The sequence below is a fragment of the Streptomyces sp. NBC_00704 genome (genome assembly GCF_036226605.1).
Lineage (GTDB): Bacteria > Actinomycetota > Actinomycetes > Streptomycetales > Streptomycetaceae > Streptomyces.
Window position 1 is genome coordinate 5183361 of the sequence record NZ_CP109000.1, and the last position, 25440, is coordinate 5208800.

General features: G+C 73.0%; 26 protein-coding genes. 21 read left to right on the plus strand and 5 right to left on the minus strand.

What is annotated here, in order from left to right; all coding sequences use genetic code 11:
• Window positions 1-8: 8 nt before the first annotated feature.
• Complete coding sequence (locus OG802_RS22610) at window positions 9-1283, minus strand: amino acid deaminase (protein ID WP_329413110.1); 1275 nt, start codon at window positions 1281-1283, stop codon at window positions 9-11.
• A gap of 134 nt (window positions 1284-1417) precedes the next feature.
• On the opposite strand from OG802_RS22610, the gene OG802_RS22615 reads away from it, so the two are divergent.
• The 5 genes from OG802_RS22615 (at window position 1418) to OG802_RS22635 (ending at window position 6165) form a co-directional block, all read left to right on the plus strand.
• Complete coding sequence (locus OG802_RS22615) at window positions 1418-2458, plus strand: sugar kinase (protein ID WP_329413111.1); 1041 nt, start codon at window positions 1418-1420, stop codon at window positions 2456-2458.
• Complete coding sequence (locus tag OG802_RS22620; RefSeq protein ID WP_329413113.1) at window positions 2455-3222, plus strand: IclR family transcriptional regulator; 768 nt, start codon at window positions 2455-2457, stop codon at window positions 3220-3222. Before OG802_RS22615 ends, OG802_RS22620 begins: the two co-directional genes overlap by 4 nt.
• A 7-nt stretch (window positions 3223-3229) precedes the next feature.
• Window positions 3230-3640: a RidA family protein gene (locus OG802_RS22625; protein ID WP_329413115.1), complete on the plus strand. Its 411-nt coding sequence runs from the start codon at window positions 3230-3232 to the stop codon at window positions 3638-3640.
• Between the two features lie 302 nt (window positions 3641-3942).
• On the plus strand, window positions 3943-5430 hold the full coding sequence (locus OG802_RS22630) for a GntP family permease (protein ID WP_329417311.1): 1488 nt from the start codon (window positions 3943-3945) through the stop codon (window positions 5428-5430).
• Window positions 5431-5517: 87 nt separating this feature from the next.
• Window positions 5518-6165: a hypothetical protein gene (locus tag OG802_RS22635; protein ID WP_329413116.1), complete on the plus strand. Its 648-nt coding sequence runs from the start codon at window positions 5518-5520 to the stop codon at window positions 6163-6165.
• A 20-nt stretch (window positions 6166-6185) separates the two neighbouring features.
• On the opposite strand, the gene OG802_RS22640 is transcribed toward OG802_RS22635, so the two are convergent.
• Complete coding sequence (locus tag OG802_RS22640; RefSeq protein WP_329413118.1) at window positions 6186-7541, minus strand: M14 family metallopeptidase; 1356 nt, start codon at window positions 7539-7541, stop codon at window positions 6186-6188.
• 277 nt (window positions 7542-7818) lie between these two features.
• Here OG802_RS22640 and OG802_RS22645 point away from each other — a divergent pair, with 277 nt between their 5' ends.
• The gene (locus OG802_RS22645; protein ID WP_329413120.1) at window positions 7819-9234 is read left to right on the plus strand and encodes an Nramp family divalent metal transporter; all 1416 of its coding nucleotides are present in this window, start codon (window positions 7819-7821) and stop codon (window positions 9232-9234) included.
• 132 nt (window positions 9235-9366) lie between these two features.
• On the opposite strand, the gene OG802_RS22650 is transcribed toward OG802_RS22645, so the two are convergent.
• Both OG802_RS22650 and OG802_RS22655 read right to left on the minus strand, forming a co-directional pair.
• A complete protein-coding gene (locus OG802_RS22650; RefSeq protein ID WP_329413122.1) occupies window positions 9367-10638 on the minus strand; it encodes a hypothetical protein in 1272 nt (423 codons plus the stop codon).
• Window positions 10639-10707: 69 nt separating this feature from the next.
• Window positions 10708-11220 (minus strand): SigE family RNA polymerase sigma factor, encoded by a 513-nt coding sequence (locus OG802_RS22655; RefSeq protein WP_329413124.1) that lies wholly within the window; start codon window positions 11218-11220, stop codon window positions 10708-10710.
• 121 nt (window positions 11221-11341) lie between these two features.
• Here OG802_RS22655 and OG802_RS22660 point away from each other — a divergent pair, with 121 nt between their 5' ends.
• Complete coding sequence (locus OG802_RS22660) at window positions 11342-11818, plus strand: hypothetical protein (RefSeq protein WP_329413126.1); 477 nt, start codon at window positions 11342-11344, stop codon at window positions 11816-11818.
• A 93-nt stretch (window positions 11819-11911) separates the two neighbouring features.
• Here OG802_RS22660 and OG802_RS22665 read toward each other — a convergent pair whose 3' ends face one another.
• Window positions 11912-13618 (minus strand): chitinase, encoded by a 1707-nt coding sequence (locus OG802_RS22665; protein ID WP_329413127.1) that lies wholly within the window; start codon window positions 13616-13618, stop codon window positions 11912-11914.
• 250 nt (window positions 13619-13868) lie between these two features.
• Between OG802_RS22665 and OG802_RS22670 the strand changes: the two genes are divergently transcribed.
• The 14 genes from OG802_RS22670 to OG802_RS22735 all read left to right on the plus strand — a co-directional run bounded on the left by OG802_RS22670 (window position 13869) and on the right by OG802_RS22735 (window position 25317).
• Entirely contained in the window at window positions 13869-14738 is an 870-nt protein-coding gene (locus OG802_RS22670; RefSeq protein ID WP_329413129.1) for a hypothetical protein, read from the plus strand.
• A gap of 95 nt (window positions 14739-14833) precedes the next feature.
• Window positions 14834-15541: a Flp pilus assembly protein CpaB gene (gene cpaB / locus OG802_RS22675; RefSeq protein ID WP_329413130.1), complete on the plus strand. Its 708-nt coding sequence runs from the start codon at window positions 14834-14836 to the stop codon at window positions 15539-15541.
• Between the two features lie 13 nt (window positions 15542-15554).
• Window positions 15555-16811: an AAA family ATPase gene (locus OG802_RS22680; protein ID WP_329413131.1), complete on the plus strand. Its 1257-nt coding sequence runs from the start codon at window positions 15555-15557 to the stop codon at window positions 16809-16811.
• A 1-nt stretch (window position 16812) separates the two neighbouring features.
• A complete protein-coding gene (locus tag OG802_RS22685; protein ID WP_329413133.1) occupies window positions 16813-17211 on the plus strand; it encodes a TadE/TadG family type IV pilus assembly protein in 399 nt (132 codons plus the stop codon).
• Window position 17212: 1 nt separating this feature from the next.
• Window positions 17213-17626: a TadE/TadG family type IV pilus assembly protein gene (locus OG802_RS22690; RefSeq protein WP_329413134.1), complete on the plus strand. Its 414-nt coding sequence runs from the start codon at window positions 17213-17215 to the stop codon at window positions 17624-17626.
• 16 nt (window positions 17627-17642) lie between these two features.
• Window positions 17643-18977: a CpaF family protein gene (locus OG802_RS22695; RefSeq protein ID WP_329413136.1), complete on the plus strand. Its 1335-nt coding sequence runs from the start codon at window positions 17643-17645 to the stop codon at window positions 18975-18977.
• Window positions 18978-18982: 5 nt separating this feature from the next.
• On the plus strand, window positions 18983-19927 hold the full coding sequence (locus OG802_RS22700) for a type II secretion system F family protein (protein WP_329417313.1): 945 nt from the start codon (window positions 18983-18985) through the stop codon (window positions 19925-19927).
• 24 nt (window positions 19928-19951) lie between these two features.
• Window positions 19952-20839: a DUF5936 domain-containing protein gene (locus tag OG802_RS22705; RefSeq protein ID WP_329413137.1), complete on the plus strand. Its 888-nt coding sequence runs from the start codon at window positions 19952-19954 to the stop codon at window positions 20837-20839.
• Between the two features lie 18 nt (window positions 20840-20857).
• Window positions 20858-22291: a sensor histidine kinase gene (locus OG802_RS22710; protein WP_329413138.1), complete on the plus strand. Its 1434-nt coding sequence runs from the start codon at window positions 20858-20860 to the stop codon at window positions 22289-22291.
• A gap of 35 nt (window positions 22292-22326) precedes the next feature.
• Window positions 22327-23130 carry a response regulator transcription factor gene (locus OG802_RS22715; protein WP_329413140.1) on the plus strand — a complete coding sequence of 268 codons (804 nt, stop codon included), beginning with the start codon at window positions 22327-22329 and terminating at the stop codon, window positions 23128-23130.
• Between the two features lie 142 nt (window positions 23131-23272).
• Entirely contained in the window at window positions 23273-23476 is a 204-nt protein-coding gene (locus tag OG802_RS22720) for a Flp family type IVb pilin (RefSeq protein WP_329413141.1), read from the plus strand.
• Window positions 23473-24075, plus strand: a complete 603-nt coding sequence (locus OG802_RS22725) for a pilus assembly protein TadG-related protein (protein ID WP_443055452.1) — start codon at window positions 23473-23475, stop codon at window positions 24073-24075. Before OG802_RS22720 ends, OG802_RS22725 begins: the two co-directional genes overlap by 4 nt.
• Before the next feature lie 31 nt (window positions 24076-24106).
• Window positions 24107-24691 carry a hypothetical protein gene (locus OG802_RS22730; protein WP_329413144.1) on the plus strand — a complete coding sequence of 195 codons (585 nt, stop codon included), beginning with the start codon at window positions 24107-24109 and terminating at the stop codon, window positions 24689-24691.
• An 8-nt stretch (window positions 24692-24699) separates the two neighbouring features.
• Complete coding sequence (locus OG802_RS22735; RefSeq protein ID WP_329413145.1) at window positions 24700-25317, plus strand: OmpA family protein; 618 nt, start codon at window positions 24700-24702, stop codon at window positions 25315-25317.
• The last annotated feature ends 123 nt before the right edge of the window (window positions 25318-25440 follow it).

Below are 25440 nucleotides of genomic sequence, written 5' to 3' on the forward strand. Positions count from 1 at the left end.
CCGGTGCTCTAGAAGAACGTGCGGATGTAGTCGACGACCGTGCCGTCCGCCTCGGCGAGCGGGATCAGCGGCCACTTGTCGAAGGACGTGCAGGGGTGCGACAGGCCCAGGCCGATCCAGTCGCCGACCTCGACGTCCGCGCCGGCGGTGGTGCGCAGCCAGGCGTGCTGGTCGGACAGGGCGGTCACCTCGACGCCGGTGGCGGGGCGTTCGGCGCCGTCGCGGCGGATCGTCTGCGCGACGGGCAGGTCGAGGTCGTAGGCCGCGTCCCGTTTGCCCGCGTTGACGAACGCCTGGCCGGGGGAGGGGCGCGAGACGACCTGGGTCCACAGCCGGAACGCGGGCTCCAGCGCGCCCTCCTCGGGCACCCGGTTGAACGGCGTCAGCCTGCGGTAGTGGCCGTCGTCGTGCGAGACGTACGCGCCCGAGCGCAGCAGCTTCAGCACCGGCCGGGACAGTTCGCCGATGCCGGCGAACACCTCGGCGACCGCGTCGAACCAGGCGCTGCCGCCCGCGCTCACGACGATCTCCTCCACGTCCGCGAACCGGCCCGCCGCGTCGAAGCCGGCGGCGAGGGCGACCAGCCGCCGCAGCCAGGCGTGCACCCGCTGCGGGTCGGCCCCCGGCACCTCGCCCTCGTAGCCCGCCACCCCCACCAGCCGCAGGGCGGGCGCGGCGGCCACCGCGTCGGCGACCGCCGCGCACTCCCGCTCCGTGCGCACACCGGTGCGGGCCCCGTCGCCCGCGGCCAGTTCGACGACGACGTCGAGCGGGCGGCGCGCGCCGCGCAGGGCCGCGTCCATCAGCCCGACGCCGCGCACGGAGTCGACGTAGCAGACGAAGCGGAAGCCCTCGTCGCGGTCCAGCTCGGCGGAGATCCGGCGCAGCGCGGCCGGGTCCACCAGCTCGTTGGCGAGGAAGACCCGCTGGACGCCGTACGCCCGCGCCACCCACACCTGGTGCGGGACCGCCAGGGTGATGCCCCAGGCGCCGCGGTCGATCTGGCGGCGGAACAGCTGCGGGGCCATGGACGTCTTGCCGTGCGGGGCGAAGGCGAGGCCGTGCCGGGTCGCGTACGTCTCCATGAGCGCGAGGTTGTGCTCCAGCCGCTCCGCGGACAGGGCCAGGACGGGGGTGGTGAACCCGCCCGTGAACAGGTTGCGGCGCTGGGCGGCCAGCTCGCCCACGGTGAGGCCGGCGGCGTCCGGGGGGAGGCCCTTGAAGCGGTGGTCGACGCGTTCCCCGGCCAGCCGGGCGAGCGCCGCCAGTGCCTCGGTACTCATGGAACCTCCCTGATCAGGAGCGTTGCAGCACCTGCAACGTCCATTGCGTATGTCGCTTACCGCTGTCTAACATCTCGGCCAACGCGGGGTCAACGGATGAGCCGGCCCGCACTGCCCTACGGAGCCACGACGACGTGACCGCCATCGGACCCGGCGACGCCCCCGGCGTCGTGGACGTCGTCGCGCTCGGCGAGTCCATGGTCGCCCTCCTGCCCACCCGGCCCGGACGCCTCGCCGACGTGCCCTCCTTCGACCGGGGCATCGGCGGCGCGGAGTCCAACGTCGTCTGCGTCCTGGCGGCGGCCGGACACCCCGCGCGCTGGGTCAGCCGCGTCGGGGCGGACGGCTTCGGCGACCACCTCGTCGAGACGATCGGCTCCTACGGCGTCGACGTGAGCCGCGTGCGGCGCGACCCCGGCCGCCCCACCGGCGTCTACTTCCGCACCGCCGCCGACCGGGCCGGCGACGACCACGAGGTCGCCTACTACCGCGCCGGGTCCGCCGCCTCCGCGATGTCCGCGGCCGCCGTCGACCTCGACGCCGTGCACGCCGCCCGCGTGCTCCACCTCACCGGCATCACCGCGGCCCTCTCCGCGACCTGCCTCGGCCTGCTGCGCGAACTCACCGCCCGCCGGCCCGGCCGGCCCCTCGTCTCCTTCGACGTCAACCACCGCCCCCGGCTGTGGACGGACGGCAACAGCCCCCGCGTCCTGCTCGAACTGGCCCGCGGCGCCGACCTCGTGTTCGTCGGCGAGGACGAGGCGGCCGACCTGTGGGGACTGGACGGCGCCGACGCCGTACGGCACGCGCTGCCCGGCCCCGAGGTGCTCGTCGTCAAGCAGGGGGCGCGCGGAGCGACCGTCTTCGACCGGGAACACGTCCTGCACGTCCCCGCCCCGCGGGTCGACGTCGTCGCCGCCGTCGGCGCCGGGGACGCCTTCGCCGCCGGGTTCCTCTCCGCGACCCTGCGCGGCCTGCCCCTGCGCGACCGGCTCCGGCACGGGCACCTGACGGCCGCCGCCGCCCTCACCGTCCCCGGCGACCTCGCCACGCCGCCCGCCCGCGACCACGCCGACCGCCTCGCCGCCCTCGACGACACCGCGTGGGGGAGACTGCGACTCGGCCCGGGCTGGACGCAAGCCCCGGCCGCACCGGAGGAGGCACGCACCCCATGAGCCAGACCGTCGACCGCGCCCTGAGCATCCTGCCCCTGCTCGCCGAAGGCCCCGCCGACCTCGGACAGGTCGCCGACCGCCTCGGCGTGCACAAGTCGACCGCCCTGCGGCTGCTGCGCACCCTCCACGAACACGGCCTCGTCTACCGCCAGTCCGACCAGCGCTACCGCCTCGGCGCCCGCCTCTTCGCCCTCGCCCAGGAGGCGATGGAGAACCTCGACGTCCGCGAGATCGCCCACCCGCACCTCGCCCGCCTCAACGAGGCCTGCGGCCACACCGTCCACCTCGCCGTGTACGAGGAGGGCGAGGTCCTCTACATCGACAAGGTGGAGAGCCGCTACCCGGTGCGCATGTACTCGCGGATCGGCCGGCCCGTCGCCATCACGGTCGCCGCCGTCGCCAAGCTGCTCCTCGCCGACCTGCCCGAGCCCGAGCGCCGGGCCGTCGCCGAGAAGCTCGACTACCCCCTCTACACGGCCCGCTCGACGCCCAGCGCCCCCGCGTTCCTGCGGGAGCTGGAGAAGGTGCGCGAGCAGGGCTGGGCCACCGACCTCGGCGGCCACGAGGAGTCCATCAACTGCGTCGCCGCGCCGATCCGCGGCGCCGACGGCCGGGTGGTCGCGGCGATGTCGGTCTCCGCGCCGAACGTCGTCGTCACCGCCGACGAACTCCTCACCCTGCTCCCCCTGGTGCGCCGCGCGGCGGACGCCGTCAGCGGCGAGTACTCCGGCAGAAACCCGATCACGCAAGCAGCGAAGGACTGAACGCCGCATGACCGACAAGACCGCGCTCACCCCCGGCACGCACACCACCCCGCCCGCGAAGTTCTCGCACGGCGTGAAGAAGGGCAACATCCTCCAGGTGGCGGGCCAGGTCGGCTTCCTCCCCGCCGAGCAGGGCAGGCCCCCGGTCCCCGCCGGGCCCACGCTGCGCGAGCAGACCCTGCAGACCCTCGCCAACGTCAAGGCGATCCTCGAGGAGGGCGGCGCGAGTTGGGACGACGTGATGATGATCCGCGTCTACCTGACCGACACCGCGCACTTCGCCGAGTTCAACGAGCTGTACGACGCCTACTTCGGGGAGCAGGCCCTCACCGCCCCGCCCGCCGCCCGCACCACCGTCTACGTCGGCCTCCCGGCGGGCCTCCTGATCGAGATCGACGCGCTCGCCGTCCTCGGCTGACGACCGCCCGCCCCCGTACCCGCCCCCGCACCCGCCCCCGGCCGTCCGGCCCGCGACCGCCCGGCCGAACCCGGCTCCCGCCGCCCCCTTTCGGCTCCCGCCGCCCCCTCCCTCCCGTCCGGCCCCCTTCTCCCGCCGGCCCGCCGGCCCGCCGGCCCGCCGGCCCGCCTGCCTGCCTGACCCCGTACCCCTCACCCCGTACGGCTGCACGGCGCGGCGCCCCCCTCGCAGGGGTGCGCCGTGCCGCGATCCCCCCTGCCCGAAAGCCCGATGCACCTCCCCAGAGGACCCCCATGTCGCCCATGTCCCCCGTCTCCTCCTCCCTCGCGGCGGCCGCCCCCGCCGGGGCCCCGCCCCACACCGGCGGGCTGCTCCTGCTGATCGACGGCACCGCGGGCCTGCTGACGGTCGCCGCCCTCGGCATCGCCCTCCTCCTCTACCTGATCATCAAGGTCAGACTCCAGCCCTTCGTGGCGCTCCTGGCCGTCTCCATAGCCGTCGGCCTGCTGGCCGGACTGTCCGTCACCGAGCTGTTCGGCACCGTCCAGCGCTCGGACGCCGTCTCCACCGTCGAGTCCGGCATGGGCGGCATCCTCGGCCATGTCGCGATCATCATCGGCCTGGGCACCATGCTCGGGGCGGTCCTCGAAGTCAGCGGCGGGGCCGAGGTGCTGGCGTCCCGGCTGCTCGGCCTGTTCGGCGAACGGCGCGCGCCCCTCGCCATGGGGCTGACCGGCCTGATCTTCGGCATCCCGGTCTTCTTCGACGTCGGCATCTTCGTGCTCGCCCCGATCGTCTACGCGGCCGCCCGGCGCGGCGGCAAATCGATCCTGCTGTACTGCCTGCCGCTGCTCGCCGGCCTGTCGATGACCCACGCGTTCCTGCCGCCGCACCCCGGCCCCGTCGCGGCCGCCGGACTCCTCCACGTCGACCTCGGCCGGGTCATCCTCATGGGCGTCGTCTGCGGCGTCCCGGCGGTGCTCGCGGCCTGGGCGTACGCGGCGTGGGTCGGCCGCCGCATCTTCGTCGCCGTGCCGCAGGACATGGTCGAGGCGACGGCCGAGGCGAAGCAGGCCGTCGTCGCGGAGCAGCGGGCGCAGGGCGTGACGCCGCGCGAGGACCCGGTGCCGCTCGGCACGGTCGTCGGGATCATCGGCACGCCGCTGGTGCTCATCCTCGCCGCCACGTTCTCCTCGATCGCCCTGGACCCCTCCACGGGACGCTCGGTGATCGAGTTCTTCGGCAGCCCCTTCGTGGCCCTGACCATCGCCCTGCTGCTCGCCTACTACCTGCTGGGCATCCGGCGCGGCTGGTCCCGCAAGTCGCTGGAGACGGTCTCGACGGCCTCGCTGAAGCCGGTCGGCAACATCCTGCTGGTCGTCGGCGCGGGCGGGGTCTTCGGCGCCGTCCTGAAGGCGAGCGGGGTGGCCCAGGCGCTCTCGGACACCTTCAACGACGTGGGCCTGCCGGTGATCGTGCTGTCCTACCTGATCTCGGTGGTGCTGCGGGTCGCCCAGGGCTCGGCGACGGTGGCCATCGTGACGACGGCGGGCATCGTGGCGCCGCTGCTCGCCGAGGGCGACCACTCGCAGGCCTTCGTGGCCCTCGTCATCATGGCCGTGTCGGCGGGCTCGATCTTCGCCAGCCATGTCAACGACGGCGGATTCTGGATGGTGGCCAAGTACTTCGGCATCAGCGAGCGCGACACGCTGCGGACGTGGACCGTGCTGGAGACGGTGCTCTCGCTGGCCGGGTTCGCGATGGCGGCCGTATTGAGCCTCTTCGTCTAGGTCTCACCCGGGTCCCGGTGCGCGAGTCCCGTAACGAAGTAGGGGCTGGCTGTGTCCGGCACAGGATCTTCGACCATACTGCCCGCTGTGGAGCAGCGCATAGGTTCGAGCAGCCAGCCCCTGGAGGGCGCCGGATTCGACCCGGCATTCATCCCCGGGCTCACGTCGCCCGCGGCCGCGAAGGCGGCGGACGGGCCGCAGCCCGGGGACGAGGCCGTCGACGCCGGGGAGGTGAAGGCCGAGGACGCGAAGGGCGCGGACGCGAAGACCGCGAACGCGAAGGGCGCGGACGCGAAGGGCGCCGGTGCGGGCGGCGCGGAGCCCGTCGCCGAGGAGGGCGCCGCCGAAGGGCCGGACGCCCCCGGTGCGGAGGAGCCCGCCGACGGTCCCGTCTTCGAGGCCGCCGACCGCCGTGCCCGGTTCACCGCCGACGCGCGGGGCGTGCGCCTGCGGCTCGACGAGGAGGCGTGCGAGTTCCGCTGGGACGAGATCGGCGCCGTCGAGACCGAGTCGCCGCGGTTCGGCAAGCGGTTCACCATCACGGTGCACACCCCCGACCGTCGCTGGTACCCGATCGAGATCGAGGCCACGGCCAGGGCGCGCTTCCAGGAGTGGGAGGAGCAGCTCGACGCGGTCCTCGACGCCTACTTCGAAGAAGGCGACGCCGAGGACCCGGACGCCGACGTGAAGGATGCTGACGCCGACACCGGCTCCGACGTCAAGGACGCCGACTAGCCGGGCGCGGTGACCGGTGGTCAGGCGCAGTACTGGCTCTGCTTGCCGATGGACCGGTACATGCAGTCCGCGTTCTCCAGGAGTTGCAGCACGGCGTCCCGGTTGCGGGAGGTCTCCCGCTCGATGACCTCGTCGGGCGGGTAGAACCCGCCTCCCGCACCGGACGCCGGATACATCTCGAAGGTGTACGAGAAGATCTTCTGCGTGCCCCAGAGATAGTCGTCGATCGACCCGTCGGTGAGGTAGAGGTCGCTCGACTGTTCGGCCGTGTACCCGTTGCTCGCGGCCATCTTGCGCCCGACGGCCTTGAACGCGGCGTTGTCGTCCGCGGTCATGCCGCTCGCCGTGTCGGAGTAGGTGTACCCGAACGGCCAGAGCACGAGTTCGCTGTACGTGTGGAAGTCGATCCCGGCGGTGATCTGCTGCCTGCCGCCCACCACCCGGCCGCGCACGAAGTCGGCCACCACCTTGACCTCGGGCGCCGACCCGGCGGACGCGCCCCGGTAGGTCTCCGACGACCTGGAGCCCGAAGAGCCGCCGCAGCAGCCCCACTTGAAGTCCCAGTTGCGGTTGAGGTCCGTGCCGACGTACGAGGAGCCGGAGTCGGGCTGGCGGTTCTTGCGCCAGGAGCGGTAGGAGCCGGTGGCGATGTCGTACTCGCCGCCGTCCGGGTTGAGGTCGGGGACGATCCAGATCTCGCGGCCGTCGACCATGCTCGTCACCCGCGGGTCCGACCCGTAGCCCGCGCTCAGTTCGCGGATCAGGTAGAGCGCCATCTCCACGGTGAGGTGCTCGCGGGCGTGCTGGTGGTGGGTGAACAGCACCTCGGGCTCGGCCTCGTCGACTCCCACGTTGTCGCTGATCTTGACGGCCACGATGTCCCGGCCCTGGTAGGACCTGCCGATGACGCGCTTGCTCATGATGGCGGGGTGGGCGGCGACGCGCTGGTCGATCTCCGCCGTCATCTCGGCGTAGTTGTGGTACTTCGCGTCGGCGGAGGGGAAGTCGAAGAGCCGTCTGCCGTCCTGCCCGGCCCGGTCCGGGACCGCGCCCAGCGCGGAGACCTCGTAGCCCTGGGCGCGCAGGCGGCGGATCTGCTCGGCGCGGCCGGAGACCACGACGCGCTCCTCGTCGGCTTCGTCGACGCTCACCCCGGACGCGGCGATCGCGGTGCGCAGGTGCGGGGTGCTGTGCCGGACGTGGACCTCGTACTGCCGGACGTCGTCGGCGGACGGCGCGGTCCTCGGGGCGCCGCCCGCCGCCGCGTCGGTGACCGTCGTCGACAGGGGCGCCGCGAGGGTGAGGGCCAGCAGGGCGGCGAGGACGGCGGTGCGCCGGCCGCCGGCGGCGCCTGAGCCGCGGATGCGAAGTCGCATGAACTCTCCTCGTGGGGAGTCGGGGCGTGGGGGGCGGTGCGTGTGCCGGGTGCGGCGGTGCGGTGCCGCACATCGTCGATGCGTGGCATGGACAGGTCAAGGGAGGACAAAGCGCTGATGGCCGGAACCATGCGAAGAACGGCGCATGACCGGCCGAGAAGTGTAATTGCGGCCCCATCCGCGGAAAGCGATCACACGCGCGAGCCCGGTGAGCACATCGGGTGGAGATCGCGCACGCCCTCTTGCCGCCCGTGTGTCTTTGGGCTTTCTTGACCTCATGGCGGACACCACGGGACCCCCCACGGGAAACTCCACGGGACATTCCACGACCACCGGCACTCCACCCGGAAGCGACGACAACGCCGCACCGCGCAAATCCAGTTGGAAGTACATCGGCCCCGGCATCGTGGTCGCCGCGACCGGCGTCGGCGCCGGCGACCTGGTGGCCACGCTCATCGCGGGCAGCAACTTCGGCTACACCCTGCTCTGGGCGGCGATCGTCGGCTGCCTCGTCAAGATCTCCCTCGCCGAGGCGGCCGGCCGCTGGCACCTGGCCACCGGCCGCACCCTCTTCGACGGCTGGGCGAGCCTGGGCCGCTGGACGACGTGGTTCTTCGTCGCCTACGTCGTCGTCTGGGGCTTCGTCTACGGCGCGGCGGCGATGTCGTCGAGCGCGCTGCCGCTCCAGGCGCTGTTCCCGGACGTGATGGACCTGCGGTGGTGGGCCGTCGCCTGCGGGCTGGTCGGCCTGGTGTTCGTGTGGTTCAACAAGTACGCCGTCTTCGAGAAGGTCATGACGGTCCTGGTGGGCGTCATGTTCGTGGTGACCGTCTATCTGGCGGTCCGCGTCACCCCCCACCTCGGCGAGGCGTTCGCGGGCCTGCTGCCGGTCCTGCCGGACGAGAAGGACTCCGTCCTCAACACCCTCGGCCTGATCGGCGGCGTGGGCGGCACCATCACCCTCGCCGCGTACGGGTACTGGGTCAACGCCAAGGGCTGGACCAACGCGGGCTGGATGAAGGTGATGCGGCTCGACAACCGGATCGCCTACCTCACCACCGGCGTGTTCGTCGTCGCCATGCTCTTCGTCGGCGCGGAGCTGCTGCACTCCGCGAACGTGGCGATCGCGAGCGGCGACAAGGGGCTCGTCCAGCTGAGCGACATCCTGGAGGCGCGGTACGGGAGCGCGACGGCCACGTTCTTCCTGATCGGCTTCTTCGCCACCTCCTTCACCTCGCTGATCGGCGTCTGGCACGGCGTCAGCCTGATGTTCGCCGACTTCGTGGCCCGCTACCGCGACCGCGCCGAGACCACCACCGCCACCTCCGCCCCCGGCTCAACCCCCTCCCCTTCCCCCTCCTCCTCCTCGTCCACCGCCGCCGCGCACGTGGCCTCCGGCGACCGGGAGCGGTCCTGGCCCTTCCGGGCCTACCTGCTGTGGCTGACGTTCCCGCCGATCGTGCTGCTCTTCCAGGGGCAGCCGTTCCGCCTGATCATCCTGTACGGCGTGCTGGGCGCGGCCTTCCTGCCCTTCCTGGCGGGGACGCTGCTGTGGCTGCTGAACTCCGCGCGCACGCCCCACCCGTGGCGCAACGGACTGCTGAGCAACGCGATGCTGGTGCTGGCGGGCCTGCTGTTCCTGGTGCTGTGCGTGAAGCAGATCTGGGACCAGCCGTGGGGGGACGTCTTCTGAGCGGCGGCCCGGGCGGCGGCGCGGCGGATCGCACGGCCGGTCGCGCGTCGCGTTCGCGGCCGGCGGCGCGGCGCTCTGTGTCGCCGACGCCCGGGCCCGAGCCGGAAGGCCAGTCCATCGCCGGTTTCCTCGTCAGTCCTCGGAGCCGCGCCACCGCGGGCTGAGCGCGATCGCCCGCAGCTGCCCGATCGTCAGGGCGGGCTCCTCGCGCGTCGCCGACCGGTCCTGTGCAGCGGAGTTGAAGGCGCTGATCACCACCCGCAGGCCGTCCTTGCGCAGGGTGTCGACGGTCCACATCACGACGCCCTCGCCGCCCTTCTCGCCCGGTCCCTGCCGGGTCGCGACGCGTGTGCCGTCGGCCAGCGTCTCGGCGTCGGAGCCGAACAACTCGCCGGCCGTGTCGGACATTCCCGGCTGCACGTTGACCTGGACCAGGCTGCCGCCCTTGCCGTCGTCGACGACGAAGTAGGCGTAGCCCGTCTCCTGGCTGCCGTGCGCGACGCGCTTCAGGTCCTTGGGCAGCAGGAGGGTGAGCTTGCGCAGGATGAGCCAGCCGGTCATCTCCCCGCGCGGGGCGGCGGAGCCGGACGACCCCGGCGAGGGGACCCGCTCCTTCTCCTCGGGCATGGCGTCGATGATCCGGCGCCAGTCGGGGGCCGCGGCCAGGGCCTTCAGCCCGGCGACCGTCAGCGGCGGTTCGGGCCGGGTCACCGGCTTGTCCTTCTCCGCGGCGGCGTTCCACTCGCCGACGCTGACATGGTGCCCGGCCGGGGTGACCAGGTCCGCCCCCCACGCCTTGGTTTCCGCGCGGCGGTCGGGATACTCGTAACCCCGATAGACGGTGATCGCCGACCCGTCGGGCAGCAGCCCGGTGCTGCAACTCTCGAAGGGCGACTGCCCGCCCTTCTCCGGGCAGGGCGTCACGGCGGTGGACGGATCGAGCTTGTGGGTGCCGTTCGAGCGGACCCGGTCGAGGCTCACGGAGACGGACCCCACGCCTTTGCCGTCGTCGAACGCACCCGCCGCGAGCGGGGGCAGGTCCCCGTCGGTGCCACGCGCGTCGGTGGTGGTGAACTTTCCTCGCGGCAGCAGCTTGCGCAGGGTGCGGACCACGTCGTCGGCCGAGTAGGCCTTCGGCGCGGCGCTGCCGTCGGCCGCGAGCGAGGGGGGCTTCGGGGCGGACGCGTCCTGCCACGGCGTCAGCAGCGCCCCGCCCACACCCGCGAGGGCCAGGCCGGCCGCGCCGCCCGCCACGGCCGCCCTGCGCCGCAGCCGCAGCCGCTGTCCGCGCGCTGCCCCGGCGGCCACGAGCGCGCCGCCGGGGCTGCCGAAGGCGCCGCCGGTCTCGTGGAGGGCGGCGGCGAGCCGCTCCTCGAAGGGGTCGGTGTGCTGGTCTGCGGGCATGGGGAAACCACCGTCTCTCGCGGAAGGGGATGGACGTCGTCGTCGGCCGGGCGTCGGGAGACCCGCGGCTCAGGGTCTGGCGTACTCGCTCATGTCCTCGCCGAGCAGCTCCCGCAGGCGTACGAGGGCCCGGGAGCAGCGCGTGCGGACCGCCGCCGAGCTGGCGTTCATCGCCCCGGCGGTCTCCTCGACGGAGCGGTCCTCCCAGTACCGCAGGACCACGACGGCCCGGTCCTTGGCAGGCAGCCGGCCCAGCGCCTGGAGCAGGGTGAGCCGCAACGGCATGTCGGCCGCCCCGCCGTCGGCGACCTCGGGGAAGGCCGCGACGGCCCGCTCGCGGCTGCTGCGCCGCCGCTGATGGGCGAGGAAGGCGCGGGTGAGGACGGTCTGCGCGTATCCGGCCGGGTTGTCCACCCGGGACACGCGCGCCCAGCGCAGGTACAGCTTGCCGAGGGTCTCCTGGACCAGGTCCTCGGCGAGGTGCGTGTCCCCGGCGGTGAGCAGGCACGCCGAGCGGTACAGATGCCCGGCGCGTGCCGCCGCGAACTCGGTGTACCCGTCCGCGGGTGCGGACTGCCTCATGAAAGCTCCCCCTGTGCCGGTCGGCGTGCTGTCCTCACCTCACTGATGCGGTGGGGGGCGGGAAATGTTTCACGGCGGACCGAAAGCGGGGCCCGCCGGCGGCGCCGGGTAGGTTTTCGCTGTGACAGACCAGCCGCCGCCACCGCCTTCCGTGCCCCCGGGTTTCGGCCCGCCCCCGCCGCAGTACGCCCCGGGGGCGACCGGGCCGCAGCCCGTTCCGCCGCAGCCCGTTCCGCCGCAGCCCGTTCCGCCGCAGTACGCCCAGCCGCAGTACGGCCGGCCTCCGTTCGCCCCGCAGCCCGGACCGCCGGGGCCGGGGCCGGAGTTCCTCGCGGTCGACAAGAACAACTCGGTCGTCGTCGACGCGTCGGGCGTCGCGTTCGAGATGTACGACATCACGGTCGACTTCCCGTGGCCCGAGATACGCAGCGTGCACCACAAGCCGAGCCCCGACGGCAAGGCCCTGATGGTCGCCGTCGTCCACCTGGACGGCAGGGTGTACGAGTGCGTGGTGCGGGCGAAGCCCAGGGAGCGGCTCCAGGCCTGGCTCGCCCAACTGCCCTGGGTGGTGGGCCACTACCGCCCGGCGGGGCACTGACGAGCGGCGCACCTCGCCACGGGGGCAGCCCCGTGCCGAGGTGCGCCGCAGGCCGTGGCGGGCGGTGTTCCCGCCGTCCTGCGGCAGCCCGTCCTACGGCAGCCCGTGCACGTGCGGGCCCACCGCCGACGACCAGGCGTTGCCCGCCGTCGCGTCCCAGTTGGTCGACCAGGTCATCGCGCCGCGCAGTGCGGGATAGGTCTTCGAGGGCTTGAAGGAGCCGCAGTTGGCGCCCTTCGTCAGACAGTCCAGGGCGTTGTTCACCACGGACGGGGAGACGTAGCCGCTGCCGGCGCCGCGGGTGGAGGCCGGCACGCCGAGGCCGACCTGGGACGGGGACAGGCCGCCCTCCAGCTGGATGCAGGCGAGCGCCGTCAGGAAGTCCACCGAGCCCTGGCTGTAGACCTTGCCGTCGCAGCCGAGCATCGAACCGCTGTTGTAGTACTGCATGTTGACGACCGTGAGGATGTCCTTCACGTTCAGCGCGGTCTGGAAGTAGGCGTTCGACGTCGACTGCATGTCGATGGTCTGCGGGGCCATGGTCAGGATCAGTCCCGGGCCCGCCTTCGCGGACAGGGAGCGCAGCGCCTGGGACATGTAGGTGGCGTTGAGGCCGTTCTCCAGGTCGATGTCGACGCCGTCGAAGCCGTACGTCTGCATCAGCGCGTACACCGAGTTCGCGAAGTTCGCCGCGGACGTGGCGTCGTTGACGGACACCGTGCCGTTCTGGCCGCCGATGGAGATGACGACCTTCTTGCCGGCCGCCTGCTTGGCCCTGACGTCCGCCTTGAAGCGGTCCACGGTGTAGCCGCCGAGGCCGGCGGAGTCCAGCGTGAAGGACACCGCGCCCGGCGTCGAGGCGGCGTCGGCGAAGGCGACCGCGATGATGTCGTACGCCGCGGGAACGTCGGAGATCTTCTGGACCGTCGCGCCGTTGTCGAAGTTCTGCCAGTACCCGGTCACGGCGTGCCCGGGCAGGGCGCCGCCGCCCCCGCCGTCTCCGCCGGTCGCGGCGGTGGTGCCCGTCACCGCCGCCGACTTCGCCGACTCGCCCGCCGCGTTGGCGGCCGTGACCTGGAAGGTGTACGCGGTCGAGGCGGTCAGCCCGGTCACGGTCGCGGAGGTCCCGGTCACCGTCGCCGCCTTCGCGCCGCCGCGGTAGACGGAGTAGCCCGTCGCGCCGGACACCGCGTTCCAGGACAGCGACACCGACGACGACGTCGTGCCGGAGACGGTGAGACCGCCCGGCGCGGACGGCACGGTGGGCGCCGGGTCGCCGCCCCCGCCGCCGTCGGGCCCGAACACCGAGACGTCGTCGGCGTAGTAGGCCGCCTGGCCGTACCAGCCGTGCGTGTACACGCTCACCGAGGTCGTGGACGCCCCGGTGGTGAACGTCGTCGACAGCTGCTTCCACGCCGGTGAGTCCGGGGTCCAGGTCGAGACGTCCGTCGTGCCGGTGCCGGTGACGCCGAGGTAGGTGTAGCCGCCCTGGACCCAGGCGCTCAGCGTGTAGGTGGAGGAGGGCTTCACCGCGACCGTCTGCGCGCAGCGGGCGTTGTCCTGCCCGGCGGGCGTCGCCTTGAGGGCGGACGCGCCGCCGTGCACGGGGGAGGAGACCGTCGTGCCGCTGCCGGCGGTACAGGTCCAGCCGGTCAGGCCGGCCTCGAAGCCCGCGTTCCCGGCGTTGTTCAGGTCCGTGGCGGACGCCTGAGCCGCGCCCGTCAGGGACAGGACGAGGGCGGCGGCGACGGCTCCCGCGGCTCCCGGCCAGAGTCGTGTCACGTGCTTAAGTGGGGACATGACAACAAGTTGGTCCAGACCAATTCTGTTGTCAAGGGTTTCGCCCGTGGAGGGCCCGTGGAGGAGGGCGCCGCGTAACCTGCCCCGGTTTGCTGCGAGTTGCGCCCGGAAGAGTTGTCAGGCAGCTACGGAAAGCTGTTCTCCGGCCACAGGGGGCTGGATACAGTGCTGAGGTAGTCACGCAATGAAGTCACCCCGGTGCACCGGAGTAACTCCGGTGGGCCGGACCGCGGGAATCGGGGAGCTGCGCGTGCCAACAGCCATTGCCGTGACCGGAGCCGACCTGGCGCTGCCGCCCCAGGACGAACGCACGCTGCCCGCCGCCGTCCTCGCCGACCTGGACCGCCGGCCGCTCGACGAGGCCCTCGCCGCCGTCCAGACCCTCGTCGACCAGCACGGGCACGTGATCGTCCTGTACTCGCGGACCGTGCCGCCCGCCGTCGAACAGCGGCTGCACACCGTCCGCTCGCTCCTGGAGAGCGACCGCATCGCGCTCTTCCGCCCCGACCTGCCGCCCCTCGCGGTGGCCGTCCTGGCCCGCCAGCTGCGCCAGCTCGCCTCCTGCGACCTCGGCCCCGGCGTCGTCGCCTCCGCCGGCCGGCTGCTCACCCACTACCTGCACGCCGGAGCGCTCCTCGGCTCGGTCGCCCGCCTCGACCGCGTCCCCGGCGTCGGCCTGAAGTCCCACGCCCGCTCCTGGATCCCGGGCAGCCAGTTCGGCGTGCTCGCCCACCCCCAGCCGCAACTGGTGCGGGCAACACCCGAAACCGTCCTGCCCGGACCCGAGTTCGGCACCTGGCTGCTCGTCGCACGCGGCCACCTCCAGTCCGACTGGGTCACCGACGTCCTCGCCCCCGCCTGGAAGGCCCAGGGGCTGCGGGAGACGACGCTGCCCGCCGAGTCCGCCGACTGGTGGGGCACCGGCAAGGCGATCGAGTTCTGCGCCTACCTGCCCGACCTGTCCGTCCTCTACCAACTGGTCGCCTCGGTCCGGCAGAGCGTCTGCCACTGGTGCGGCATCGACGTCATCGGCGACCGCTGCGTCTTCTGCTCCGCGACCCCGCCGGCCGCCGCCGAACTCACCGCCCGCACCGCCCGTGCGCTCACCGCGGGCGGCTGAACCCGCATGACCCGCCCCTGCTCCCCTCGCCCCTGCGCCCCCCGCCCCTTTGCCCCCGCCCGTCCGACCCGACCCCCGACGAGGTTGTCCGGCTCATGAACTCCCGTCAGCGCCGCGGCGTGATTCTCCTGCTCCTGTCGGTGGTGTGCGCCCTCGGCGCGTTCGCCGGCGTCCTGTCCGTCATGGACGACGTGAAGTCCAAGGTCGGCCCCGAGGTCACCGCGTACGAGCTGCGCGCCGACGTGAAGCCCTACACCACCCTGAGCGCCGACCAGTTCAAGAAGATCGAGATGCCGAAGCGCTGGCTGTCCGGGAACGCCGTCACCGACCTCGCGGCCATCCGCGGCAAGATCGCCGTGACGACCCTCAGGAAGGGCTCGCTGCTTCAGAGCGACATGATCGTCGACCAGCCCGCCCTCCAGCCGGGCCAGCAGGAGGTCGCCATCATGGTCGACGCCGCCACCGGCGTGGCCGGCAAGATCACCCCGGGGTCCTCGGTCAACGTCTACGCCACCTTCGAGGGCGCCAAGGAGGGCGACCCCGACCAGTCGAAGATCATCGTCACCGGCGCCCGCGTCCTCGACGTCGGAGAGATCAAGGCCCTGGAACCGGACCAGAACGACCGCGGCCGCTCGGCCACCGACGCCGTCCCCATCACCTTCGCGCTGTCCACCCTCGACGCCCAGCGCATCACGTACGCGGAGTCGTTCGCCAAGCGCGTCCGCCTCGCCCTCGTGGCACCCGGCGGCAGCGCCACGGTCCCCGACCGGGACCGCACGTACGAACTCGCCACGGACAAGTGAGAGGCCGCCGCCCATGCCCACGAGGATCCTCCCGGCCGTCGGCGACGCGGACGCGGTCCGTTCCCTCACCACCCTGCTCAGCCAGCTCCCCGACGCCGAACCCGTCCCCCCGGTCGGCGACTCCACCCAGCTCGTGGACACCCTCGCCCGGCTCGCCGCCGAGTCCGTCGACGAACTGCCCGAGGTCGTCGTCGTCCACGAGCGCATCGGCCCGGTGCCGGCGCTGGAACTGGTCCGCGAGGTCGCGCTGCGCTTCCCGGCGGTCGGCGTCATCCTCGTCACCACCGACGCCGGCCCCGGCCTGTTCGCCGCCGCCATGGACTCCGGCGCCCGCGGCCTGGTCACCCTGCCGCTGAGCTACGAGGACCTCGCCCACCGCGTCCAGGCCGTCGCCCAGTGGTCGGTCGGGGTACGGCGCCACCTCGGCCACGGCGGCGACGTGTTCACCGGCGCCGGCGGCACCGTCGTCACCGTCAGCGGCGCCAAGGGAGGCGTCGGCGCGACCCTCACGGCCGTCCAGCTCGCCCTCGCCGCCCAGGCCTCCGGCCGCCCCACCGCCCTGGTCGACCTCGACCTGCAGACCGGCGACATCGCCTCCTACCTGGACGTCCAGTTCCGCCGCTCGGTCGTCGACCTCGCCGCCATCGCCGACATCTCGCCGCGCATCCTCGCCGAGGCCGTCTTCCGCCACGACACCGGCGTCGCCCTGCTGCTCGCCCCCGGCGAGGGCGAGCGCGGCGAGGAGGTCACCGACCGCGCCGCCCGCCAGATCCTGTCCGCCCTGCGCTCGCGCTACGAGGTCGTCGTCGTGGACTGCGGCGCCCAGCTCAGCGGCGCGGGCGCGGTGGCCGTCGAACTGGCCGACCGGGCCCTGCTGGTGACCACCCCCGACGTGGTCGCCGTCCGCGGCGCCAAACGCGCCGTCCGGATGTGGGACCGGCTCCAGATCCGCAAGGCGGAGGAGACGACCGTGGTCGTCAACCGGCACAGCCGCGCCACCGAGATCCAGCCCTCGCTCATCCAGAAGATCACCGGCACGGCCGTCGCCGCGACCACCGTGCCCGCCAACTTCAGGGAACTCCAGGCCGCGGTCGACGCCGGGCGCGTCCACGCCCTCGACGCCAAGGGCGCCGTCCGCCAGGCCCTGTGGGCGCTGGCCGGCGAACTGGGACTGGTCAGGGCGCCGGAGACGGCCCTCGTGCGCAGGAGCGGCGGGCGCGGCCGCGGCCCGGACCGGGGCCCGGCGGGGTTCCGGCGGCGGAGGGAGTGAGATGACCGCACGGCGGACGAGGACTCACCTCGCGGGCGACCGGGGCCAGGTCACCGTCGAGTTCCTCGGCATGCTCCCGACGATCATCGTGACCCTGGTGGTGGTATGGCAGTTCGTCCTCCTGGGATACACGTACACGCTCGCGGGGAACGCTGCCGACGAGGCGGTGCGGGCGGGCACGGCGGCGCATCCGGGGGCGCGGTCGGCGGCCTGCGCACAGGCGGGCAGGGACAAGCTGGGGGACGCGTGGCAGGGCGGCGCCGACGTGAGCTGCGGCGGCAGCGGCTTCGTGACCGCCGAGGTCACGCTGCACGTCCCCGTCCTGGTCCCGGGCCTGATCGACTTCCCGTTCCCGGTGCGCGCCCACGCGGGCGCGGTCGAGGAAGAGGACGGCGACTGAGATGGCGTACCTGGCGGACCGAGGGCGCGGACGGCGGCGGAACCCCTCCCGAGACCGACGGGACCGTCGGGGCGGGCGGGGCGGGCGTGACAGCGGCCAGGCGGCCATCGAGTACCTGGGCTTCCTGCCCGTCCTGCTCGCCGTCGCCCTGGCCGTCGTCCAGCTCGGCCTGGTCGCCTACGGCGCCCAGCAGGCGGGGACGGCGGCCCGCACGGGGGCGCGCAGCGCGTCCCTGGACAGGGACTACGCCGGGGACTGCGCGCGGGCGGTCAGCAGCTGGCTGGACGCCGCCTGCGCGTCCGCCTACTCCGGCGACGAGGTCCGGGTCACGTCCACCGTCACCATCCCGTCCGTCATCCCCGGCGTCGGGGACTTCGAGGCCCACCGGACGGCCACGATGCCGGTCGACCACTGAGGGAAGGGCATCCGACATGAGCCTGCGGGCGCGCATCAGCTCCCCCGAGGAGAACGGGCGGGGCGAGGACGGCCATCTGGTCGCCTCCTACCGGACCAAACTCCTGGAGGAGATCGACCTCGCCGAGATGAGCTCGCTCGCGGCGGCCGAGCGCCGGGCGCGCCTGGAACGGGTCCTCGGGCACATCATCAGCCGCGAGGGCCCGGTCCTGTCGACGGCGGAACGCGCCCAGCTCATCCGCCGGGTCGTCGACGAGGCGCTCGGCCTGGGCATCCTGGAGCCGCTGCTGGAGGACGCCTCGATCACCGAGATCATGGTGAACGGACCGGACGCGATCTTCGTCGAGCGCGGCGGCCGGGTCGAGCAGCTGCCCCTGCGGTTCGCGTCCCACGACCAGCTGATGCAGACGATCGAACGCATTGTCTCCACCGTCAACCGCCGGGTGGACGAGACGAACCCGATGGTCGACGCCCGCCTCCCCTCGGGCGAGCGCGTCAACGTGATCATCCCGCCGCTGTCGCTCAGCGGGCCCGTCCTCACCATCCGCCGCTTCCCCCGCTCCTTCACCCTGCACGAGCTGGCCGGCTTCGGCTCGCTCGACGAGCAGATGCTGTACCTGCTCGCCGGCCTGGTGCAGGCCAAGTTCAACGTGATCGTCTCGGGCGCGACGGGCACCGGCAAGACGACCCTGCTCAACGCGCTCTCCGGCCTGATCCCGGACGGCGAACGCATCATCACCATCGAGGACTCGGCCGAGCTCCAGCTCCAGCAGTCCCATGTGATCCGCCTGGAGTCGCGCCCGCCGAACGTCGAGGGCCACGGCCGCATCACCATCCGCGACCTGGTCCGCAACTCGCTGCGGATGCGCCCGGACCGGATCGTGGTCGGCGAGGTCCGCGGCGGCGAGTCGCTCGACATGCTCCAGGCGATGTCGACGGGCCACGACGGCTCGCTCGCCACCGTCCACGCCAACAGCGCCGAGGACGCCCTGATGCGGCTTCAGACCCTCGCCTCGATGTCGGAGGTCGAGATCCCCTTCGTCGCCCTCCACGACCAGATCAACAGCGCCGTGGACGTCGTCGTCCAGCTCACCCGGTTCGCCGACGGCGCCCGCCGCGTCACCGAGATCGCCCTGCTCGACAGCCACGGCGGCGAACCGTACCGGCTGGCCACGATCGCCCGCTTCCACGCACGGCCGATGACGGCCGACGGCCTCGTCCACGGCGCCTTCGAGTACTTCCCGCTCCCGCGCCGCACCGCGGACCGCCTCTACATGGCGGGCCAGCCCATCCCCCAGGCCTTCGGAGTGGCGCGAGCCGCACACGAACTGACGACAAGGGAAGCCCGGTGACGTCGATGGACCTGCACACCCTGACCACCCTCACCACCGGCCTGGCCCTGCTGACCTGCGTGCTCGCCGTCGCCGGCCTGCGCGCCCACGAACGCGGCCGGGCGCAGCGGGCCGAGCTGGTCGAACGCCTCACCCACGCCGGGCAGACCGCCGCCGCCGGCCGCCGGCGCCGGTTCCGCGGCCTGGACCGGCGGCTGCGCCGCACGAAGGCCGGCCGCACGCTGGAACTGAGGCTCGCGGCGACCGGACTCGACGTGACACCCGGCGAGTTCTCCGCCTGCATGCTGGCGGCGGTGGCCGGCCTGTGGCTCGTCGGACAGGCCGCCCTGGCCCCCTTCTTCGGCCCGCTGGCCGGGCTGCTCGGCGTCTGGGCCGCCTGGCAGTTCCTCAACTGGCAGCGCCAGAAACGCATCGAGAAGTTCATCAACCAACTCCCCGAACTGGCCCGCATCCTGGCCAACGCCACACAGGCCGGACTCGCGCTGCGCACCGCGGTCGGCATGGCGGCCGAGGAGCTGGAGGCGCCGGCCGGCGAGGAACTCGCCAAGGTGGCCAACCAGCTGGCACTCGGCCACTCCATGGACGACGCCCTGGGCGAACTCGCCGACCGCCTCCCGTCCCGCGAACTCGTCGTCCTCGTCACCACCCTCGTCCTCTCCAACCGCGCCGGCGGCCAGGTCGTCGGCGCGCTGCGCAACCTGACGGAGACCCTGGAGGAACGCAAGGAGACCCGGCGCGAGGTGCGCACCCAGCTGTCCCAGGTCAACACGACCGCCTACGCGGTGCCGGTGCTGGGGGTGGGCTCGCTCTTCCTGATGAACGGGGTCAAGGACGGCGCCCTGGAACGCATGACCGGCTCACCGGTCGGCCAGGGCGCGGTCATCATCGCCTTCGCGCTGTACGCGGTCGGCTTCGTCCTCATCCGGCGCATGTCCCGGATCGACGTCTGAGGCCCGGGGAAGGGAGCACGAACCATGGAACTGCTGCTCGCGGCCGTCATGGGCCTGAGCGTCTGGGGCGTCTTCGCCGGGATCCGCATGTACCGGGCCGACGCCAAGCTGCCCCCGGACCTCGCGCTGGCCCTGGAGGTCGGATCGACCCGCACCGGCGCCGTCGACTCCCTCGTCGACCGGATGGGCATGCGGTACGCGCCCGCCGTGCTGCGCCTCATGGGCCCCCGGCAGGTCGCCCGGTACCGCAGGAAGATCGACCTGGCGGGCAACCCGGGCGGCCTCACCATCGACCGGTACGCGGCCCGGCGCGCGGTGTACGGCGCGCTGGGCGGGTTCGGCGGACTGGTCTTCCTCCTCCAGGGCCGGCTCGTCCTGGCCCTCGTGCTGTTCGCGTTCGCCGCGTTCTGGACCGAGGTCGGCATCTGGGCGGCGATCCGCATCCGCAGGGACGTCATCGAACGGACGCTGCCCGACTTCCTCGACGTCCTCGCCGTCGTGGTGAGCGCCGGGCTGGGCTTCCGGCAGGCGCTCGGCCGGGTCGCGTCGAGGTACGAGGGGCCCTGGGCGGACGAGATCCGCATCACCCTGCGGCAGATGGACCTCGGCGTGAGCCGCCGCGAGGCCTTCGCCGAGCTGCGCCGCCGCAACGACTCCGAGCAGGTCGCCATGTTCGTGACGGCGCTCCAGCAGGGCGAGGAACTCGGCGCTCCGATCGTGGACACCCTGGTGTCGATCGCCCGCGACATGCGCCGCACGGACGCGCAGAACGCCCGCCGCAAGGCGGCCCGCGCGGTGCCCCGCGCCACCCTGATGATCACCACGTTCATGGTCCCGGCCACCATGCTCCTGCTCGGCGCGGGCCTCCTGCTCGGCTCGGGCACCGACTTCAGCCCCCTCACGGGCGACTAGGGCGAGGGGGAGACGGCGATGGCGGCGATCACACGAACGGCACTCGCACGAGCGGCGGGCGTCCGAGCGGCGGGCAGCCGAGGGGCGGGCAGCCGAGGGGCGGGCAACGGGCCCGGCGGTGTTGCCGGAGCCGCCGAAGTCGCGGGGGACGGCGGGGTCGCCGGAGTCGCTCTGGACGCCAGAGTCGCCGGGGAGGCCGGGGACGCCGAAGCCTCCGGGGGACTGGCGGACGTCTCCCTCGAAGTCAACGCGCTTCAGGCGCTGTGCCGGCAGGTGTTCGGGTTCCGGCTCGCGATGATCGCCGTCGCCGCGCCGTCCGCGCTCCTCAACGCCGCGCCCGGCACGGGGGCGCGGCTGGTGGGCGCGGCCGTCGTCGTCACCTTCATGGGCTCCTACCTCCTGTTCCGCGACTGGGAGCGCTTCGGGCCCCTGCTGCTGCGCCACCCCTCGCTCCTCGCGGTCGACACCCTGTTCGGCGCGCTGCTGCTGGTCTCGGCCGGCCCGGACACGACCCTCGCCTACGTCAGCGTCTGCACCCCGCTCCTCGCCGGCCTCGTGTACGGCTGGCGGGGCGCGGCCTGCTTCGCCTCCCTCCAGTCGCTGATACTGCTGCTCGTCCACGCGGCCCTGCGGCCGGGCCCGGACACCGGCGTCGCGGAGCGGCTGCTGCTGCCCGGCCTGTGCGTCGTGACCGGCGCGATGGGCTCCACCCTGCGCCGGCTCATGCTGCGCTTCGGCTCGGCCACCCAGGCGCTGACCACCGTCCGGGCCCGGCTCGCCGTCACCGAGGCGGTCGCCGCCGAGCGCGCGCGGCTGGCCCGGGAGATGCACGACTCCGTGGCCAAGACCCTCCAGGGGGTGGCCCTCGCGGCGGACGCCCTGGCCCGGTCGGCGGGCTCGCCCGGCATGGACCCGGCACGGGTGCGGCAGGACGCCGACCTGGTGGCCCGCGCCGCCCGCCGAGCCGCCGCCGAGTCCCGCGAACTCCTCACCGAACTGCGCCGGGACGACCCTGATCCGGCGCGGGAGGTCGACGTCCTGCCGGAACTGGCCGCCCGCACACGGGCGTTCGCCGACCGCACCGGCCTGCCGGCCAGCTACCACGCCACGGGCGACCGGGCGACCCTGCCGGTCCCGCCCGCGGTGGCCCGCCATCTGCTGACCATCGCCTCGGAGGCCATGGACAACGTGCGCCGCCACGCCGGTCCCACGCGCGTCGACGTCCGAGCGGGCGTCCACGGCGACGCGCTGTGCATCAGCGTGTGCGACGACGGACGCGGCCTGCCCGACGGCGCCACGCTCGAACAACTCCGCCGCGACGGCCACTTCGGCCTGGTCGGCATGGTGGAACGGGCCGCCGCCATCGGCGCCCGCATCCACATCGGCCCCGGCGCGCACTGCGCGGGCACCGAGGTCCGCCTGGAACTCCCCCTGACCGGATCCCGCCCGTGAACGACACCACCCCCCACCCGAACGGAAGCCACGTCATGCCGGACCGAACGCCGCACCCGGGCGCCGTGCACCCCCTGTTCCCCCCGCCGCCCCGGCCCGCCCCCGTGCGGGTGCTGGTGGCCGACGACAACCCGGTGGTCCGCGCGGGTCTGACGGCCCTGCTCCGCGACCGGGACGACATCACCGTCGTCGCGGAGGCGGCGGACGGCCGCGAGGCCTGCGAGGCGGCCCTGCGGCACCGGCCCGACGTCGTCCTGCTGGACGTCCGCATGCCCGGCGTGGACGGCCTCTCGGCCCTGCCGCACCTGGCGAGGACCGCCCACGTGCTGATGCTGACGTACAGCCACGAGGCGGCGGTCGTCGAGGCGGCCCTGCGCGGTGGGGCGGGGGGCTACCTGGTGCACGGGGAGTTCACCGTGCAGGAGCTGGTGTCGGCGGTGCGGGACGTCGCGCTGGGCCGGGCCCACTTCACGCCGACAGCGGCGACGGCCGTCCTGGCCCACCTCAAGAAGAGTGCGACTGCACACGACAAAGTGAGTGATCACCCCCTATATTCCATGACTCAAGCCGAACCGCTTTCGCAGTTGCAACCATCCATGAGAGCATCGGGGATGGAGGCCGGAGCACGGGGAGCGCTCAGCGGGAGGGAGGCGGAGATCATGGATCTCATCGCGTCGGGCATGAACAACCGGCAGATCGCCGCCACCTGCTTCATCAGCGAGAAGACGGTCAAGAACCACATCAACCGCATCTTCGCCAAGCTGCACAGCAGCAGCCGCTCCGAGGCCGCCGCCAAGTGGCTGGGCACGGCGGGGGCGTCCCGGCGAGGAGTGGGGTGACGGACGATGACGCGTCGCGATTGGGCCCGCGATTGGGCCCGCGGGCCCTTATCCGGACCGCGCGTCGAGGCCTACGCTCGAACGGCCGACATCGGCACCGGCGCCGAGCGAGCCGGTCACGCGACACCCGGAGGGGAACAGCATGACCAACTGGAACTGGATCCACACCACCGTCGCACGCCTCCAGGCCCGGTCCGCCCGCAGCGACAAGGGCCAGACGGCGGTGGAGTACCTGGGCATCATCGCGGTGGTCGTCGCCATCGTCCTGGCGATCACGGGGACGGACATCGGTCAGACGATCTACAACGCGATCACCGACAAGATCAACGAAGTCATCTCGGGCTGACGAGGTCCTCGCGATCCGCAGACGCAGGGCAGGCCTTCCCCATCTACATCACGGTGGTGGCGGGTCTGCTCTTTCTGGCGTTGGCCTACCTCGCCGTGGGCCAGGCCGGGGCGAACCGCAACGGCGCACAGACGGCAGCCGACGCCGCGGCGCTCGCGGCGGCCCTGGACACCAGGGACCAGCTCGCCGAGGAATGGGTGAGGAACGTAGACGACCCCGACACGTGGCAGGACGTCTTCCACGCCGTGGAAGCGGTGTTCGACGGCTGCGACCGCGCCGACCGGCTGGCCGCGCAGAACGACGCCTCCCGCCTGGCGTGCGGGCGGGCGGAGGGGGCGCTGCCCGGCTACACGGTGCGCGTGGAGAGCACCAGATCCGTCGGCGACTCCATCGTCCCCGGGACTGAGAACATGCACGCCAAGGCGACCGCCACCGCGGTGATCGAACCGGCCTGCACGTTCAAGCTGCCTGGCGAGTCCCCCGCCGACGCACCACTGCCCACGCTCACCTGCGACGGCGTCGAATGGCATCCCGATCCCGAGCGCCCCACCGAACTCCCCGGCCCCGAAGACCTCTTCGACGTCCACCTGGCCGACTGAGAAGCGAACGACGAGCGAAGGAAACAGCGTGATGAGCATGCGGTTCACGGCGAAGGCCGTCAGGAGGACGACCGCACTGACTGCTGTGGTCGGGCTGGTCCTCGGAGTGGCCGGGTGCGGCGGAGGGGGCGGCGACGACAAGCCCCGGGCGTCGGCGTCGGCTCCGGCGTCGAAGGGGGACGCCCCCGCGCCCACTGCCCAGGAGGGGCAGTCGGACGAGCCCCTGGCCGAGCTGAAGGGGCCCAGCGGCCTGCTGTTGCAGATCACGTCCGCCGTGCGTGACTCCGGTGGCTTCGTCACCGTGACGGCGGACCTGAAGAACGACAGCGCCAAGCTGCTCACCATCCCGGCCCAGCTGAGCGGCAACGAGACGGAGATCATCAGGAACGGGCGTTCGTTCGGCGGAGCGACCCTGGTGGACTCCAAGGGGAAGAAGCGCTACTACGTCCTGCGCGACACGGACGGCAGGCCCCTCACCACCACGGGCGTCTCCAGCATCAAGTCCGGTGACGCGGTACCGGTGTTCATGCAGTTCCCCGCACCGCCCTCCGGTACGTCGGAGGTGTCCTTCCAGATGCCGATGTTCGCGCCCGCCGACATCGCGATCTCCGGGTGAGGCCGCTCATGAACCCACGCCTCACCCTCTCCCTCCTCACCCTCACCGTCGTGTTCGCCGCCCCCGTGCCCGTCGTGCGGGCCGACACCTCGCCCAGCGTGCCCCCCGGCACCGAGCCCACCGCCACCGCGCCCGTGCGGGTGGACCCCAACGACCCCGACCTCAAGCTGCCCGAGGGCGGCACCCTCGCCGAGCCGAAGGTGCTCGACATCAAGCAGGTCGTCGAGGACGAGTCGGGGGACGAACGCCGTGAGGACACGAACGCGGACGTGACGTTCGCCCTCCAGGCCGAGGTCCTCTTCGGCAAGGACAGCGCACGGCTCGGCCCGGCGGCGAGGTCCCGCATCGCCAGGATCGCCGAGGAGATCGAGAAGCAGCAGCACACGACCGTCGTCCGCGTCTTCGGCTTCACGGACGACCTCGGCTCCGCCGCCCACGGCGACGTCCTGTCCAAGCAGCGGGCGGACGCCGTCCAGGCGCAGCTCGCGGGCCAGTTGAACGATCCGGACATCACCTTCGAGGTCCGCGGCTACGGCGAGCAGTACCCGATCGCCGACAACTCGACCGAGGCCGGCCGTAAGAAGAACCGCCGGGTGGAGGTCACGTTCCCGCGCACGGCGAGCTGACCGGCGGGGTCCCCTCGCCCATCCGCCAAGCGGGAATGCCGGCGTGGGAAGGGCGGCCCGCCGGGGCGAGCCGACGGGCCGCCCATGCCGCGAGGATCTGCACGGCACGTGTCGCCGCCCGTC

Excerpts from the sequence above, each read along its gene's own strand:
- OG802_RS22685 (WP_329413133.1), top strand. The coding sequence starts at position 16,813 with ATGACCGCACGGCGGACGAGGACTCACCTCGCGGGCGACCGGGGCCAG.
- OG802_RS22610 (WP_329413110.1), bottom strand. The coding sequence starts at position 1,283 with ATGAGTACCGAGGCACTGGCGGCGCTCGCCCGGCTGGCCGGGGAACGC.
- OG802_RS22655 (WP_329413124.1), bottom strand. The coding sequence starts at position 11,220 with ATGAGGCAGTCCGCACCCGCGGACGGGTACACCGAGTTCGCGGCGGCA.
- OG802_RS22735 (WP_329413145.1), top strand. The coding sequence starts at position 24,700 with ATGAACCCACGCCTCACCCTCTCCCTCCTCACCCTCACCGTCGTGTTC.
- OG802_RS22665 (WP_329413127.1), bottom strand. The coding sequence starts at position 13,618 with ATGTCCCCACTTAAGCACGTGACACGACTCTGGCCGGGAGCCGCGGGA.
- OG802_RS22630 (WP_329417311.1), top strand. The coding sequence starts at position 3,943 with ATGTCCCCCGTCTCCTCCTCCCTCGCGGCGGCCGCCCCCGCCGGGGCC.
- OG802_RS22715 (WP_329413140.1), top strand. The coding sequence starts at position 22,327 with ATGCCGGACCGAACGCCGCACCCGGGCGCCGTGCACCCCCTGTTCCCC.
- OG802_RS22700 (WP_329417313.1), top strand. The coding sequence starts at position 18,983 with ATGGACCTGCACACCCTGACCACCCTCACCACCGGCCTGGCCCTGCTG.
- OG802_RS22625 (WP_329413115.1), top strand. The coding sequence starts at position 3,230 with ATGACCGACAAGACCGCGCTCACCCCCGGCACGCACACCACCCCGCCC.
- OG802_RS22680 (WP_329413131.1), top strand. The coding sequence starts at position 15,555 with ATGCCCACGAGGATCCTCCCGGCCGTCGGCGACGCGGACGCGGTCCGT.
- OG802_RS22620 (WP_329413113.1), top strand. The coding sequence starts at position 2,455 with ATGAGCCAGACCGTCGACCGCGCCCTGAGCATCCTGCCCCTGCTCGCC.
- OG802_RS22650 (WP_329413122.1), bottom strand. The coding sequence starts at position 10,638 with ATGCCCGCAGACCAGCACACCGACCCCTTCGAGGAGCGGCTCGCCGCC.
- OG802_RS22705 (WP_329413137.1), top strand. The coding sequence starts at position 19,952 with ATGGAACTGCTGCTCGCGGCCGTCATGGGCCTGAGCGTCTGGGGCGTC.
- OG802_RS22695 (WP_329413136.1), top strand. The coding sequence starts at position 17,643 with ATGAGCCTGCGGGCGCGCATCAGCTCCCCCGAGGAGAACGGGCGGGGC.
- OG802_RS22645 (WP_329413120.1), top strand. The coding sequence starts at position 7,819 with ATGGCGGACACCACGGGACCCCCCACGGGAAACTCCACGGGACATTCC.
- OG802_RS22640 (WP_329413118.1), bottom strand. The coding sequence starts at position 7,541 with ATGCGACTTCGCATCCGCGGCTCAGGCGCCGCCGGCGGCCGGCGCACC.
- OG802_RS22730 (WP_329413144.1), top strand. The coding sequence starts at position 24,107 with ATGAGCATGCGGTTCACGGCGAAGGCCGTCAGGAGGACGACCGCACTG.
- OG802_RS22720 (WP_329413141.1), top strand. The coding sequence starts at position 23,273 with ATGACCAACTGGAACTGGATCCACACCACCGTCGCACGCCTCCAGGCC.
- OG802_RS22690 (WP_329413134.1), top strand. The coding sequence starts at position 17,213 with ATGGCGTACCTGGCGGACCGAGGGCGCGGACGGCGGCGGAACCCCTCC.
- cpaB (WP_329413130.1), top strand. The coding sequence starts at position 14,834 with ATGAACTCCCGTCAGCGCCGCGGCGTGATTCTCCTGCTCCTGTCGGTG.
- OG802_RS22710 (WP_329413138.1), top strand. The coding sequence starts at position 20,858 with ATGGCGGCGATCACACGAACGGCACTCGCACGAGCGGCGGGCGTCCGA.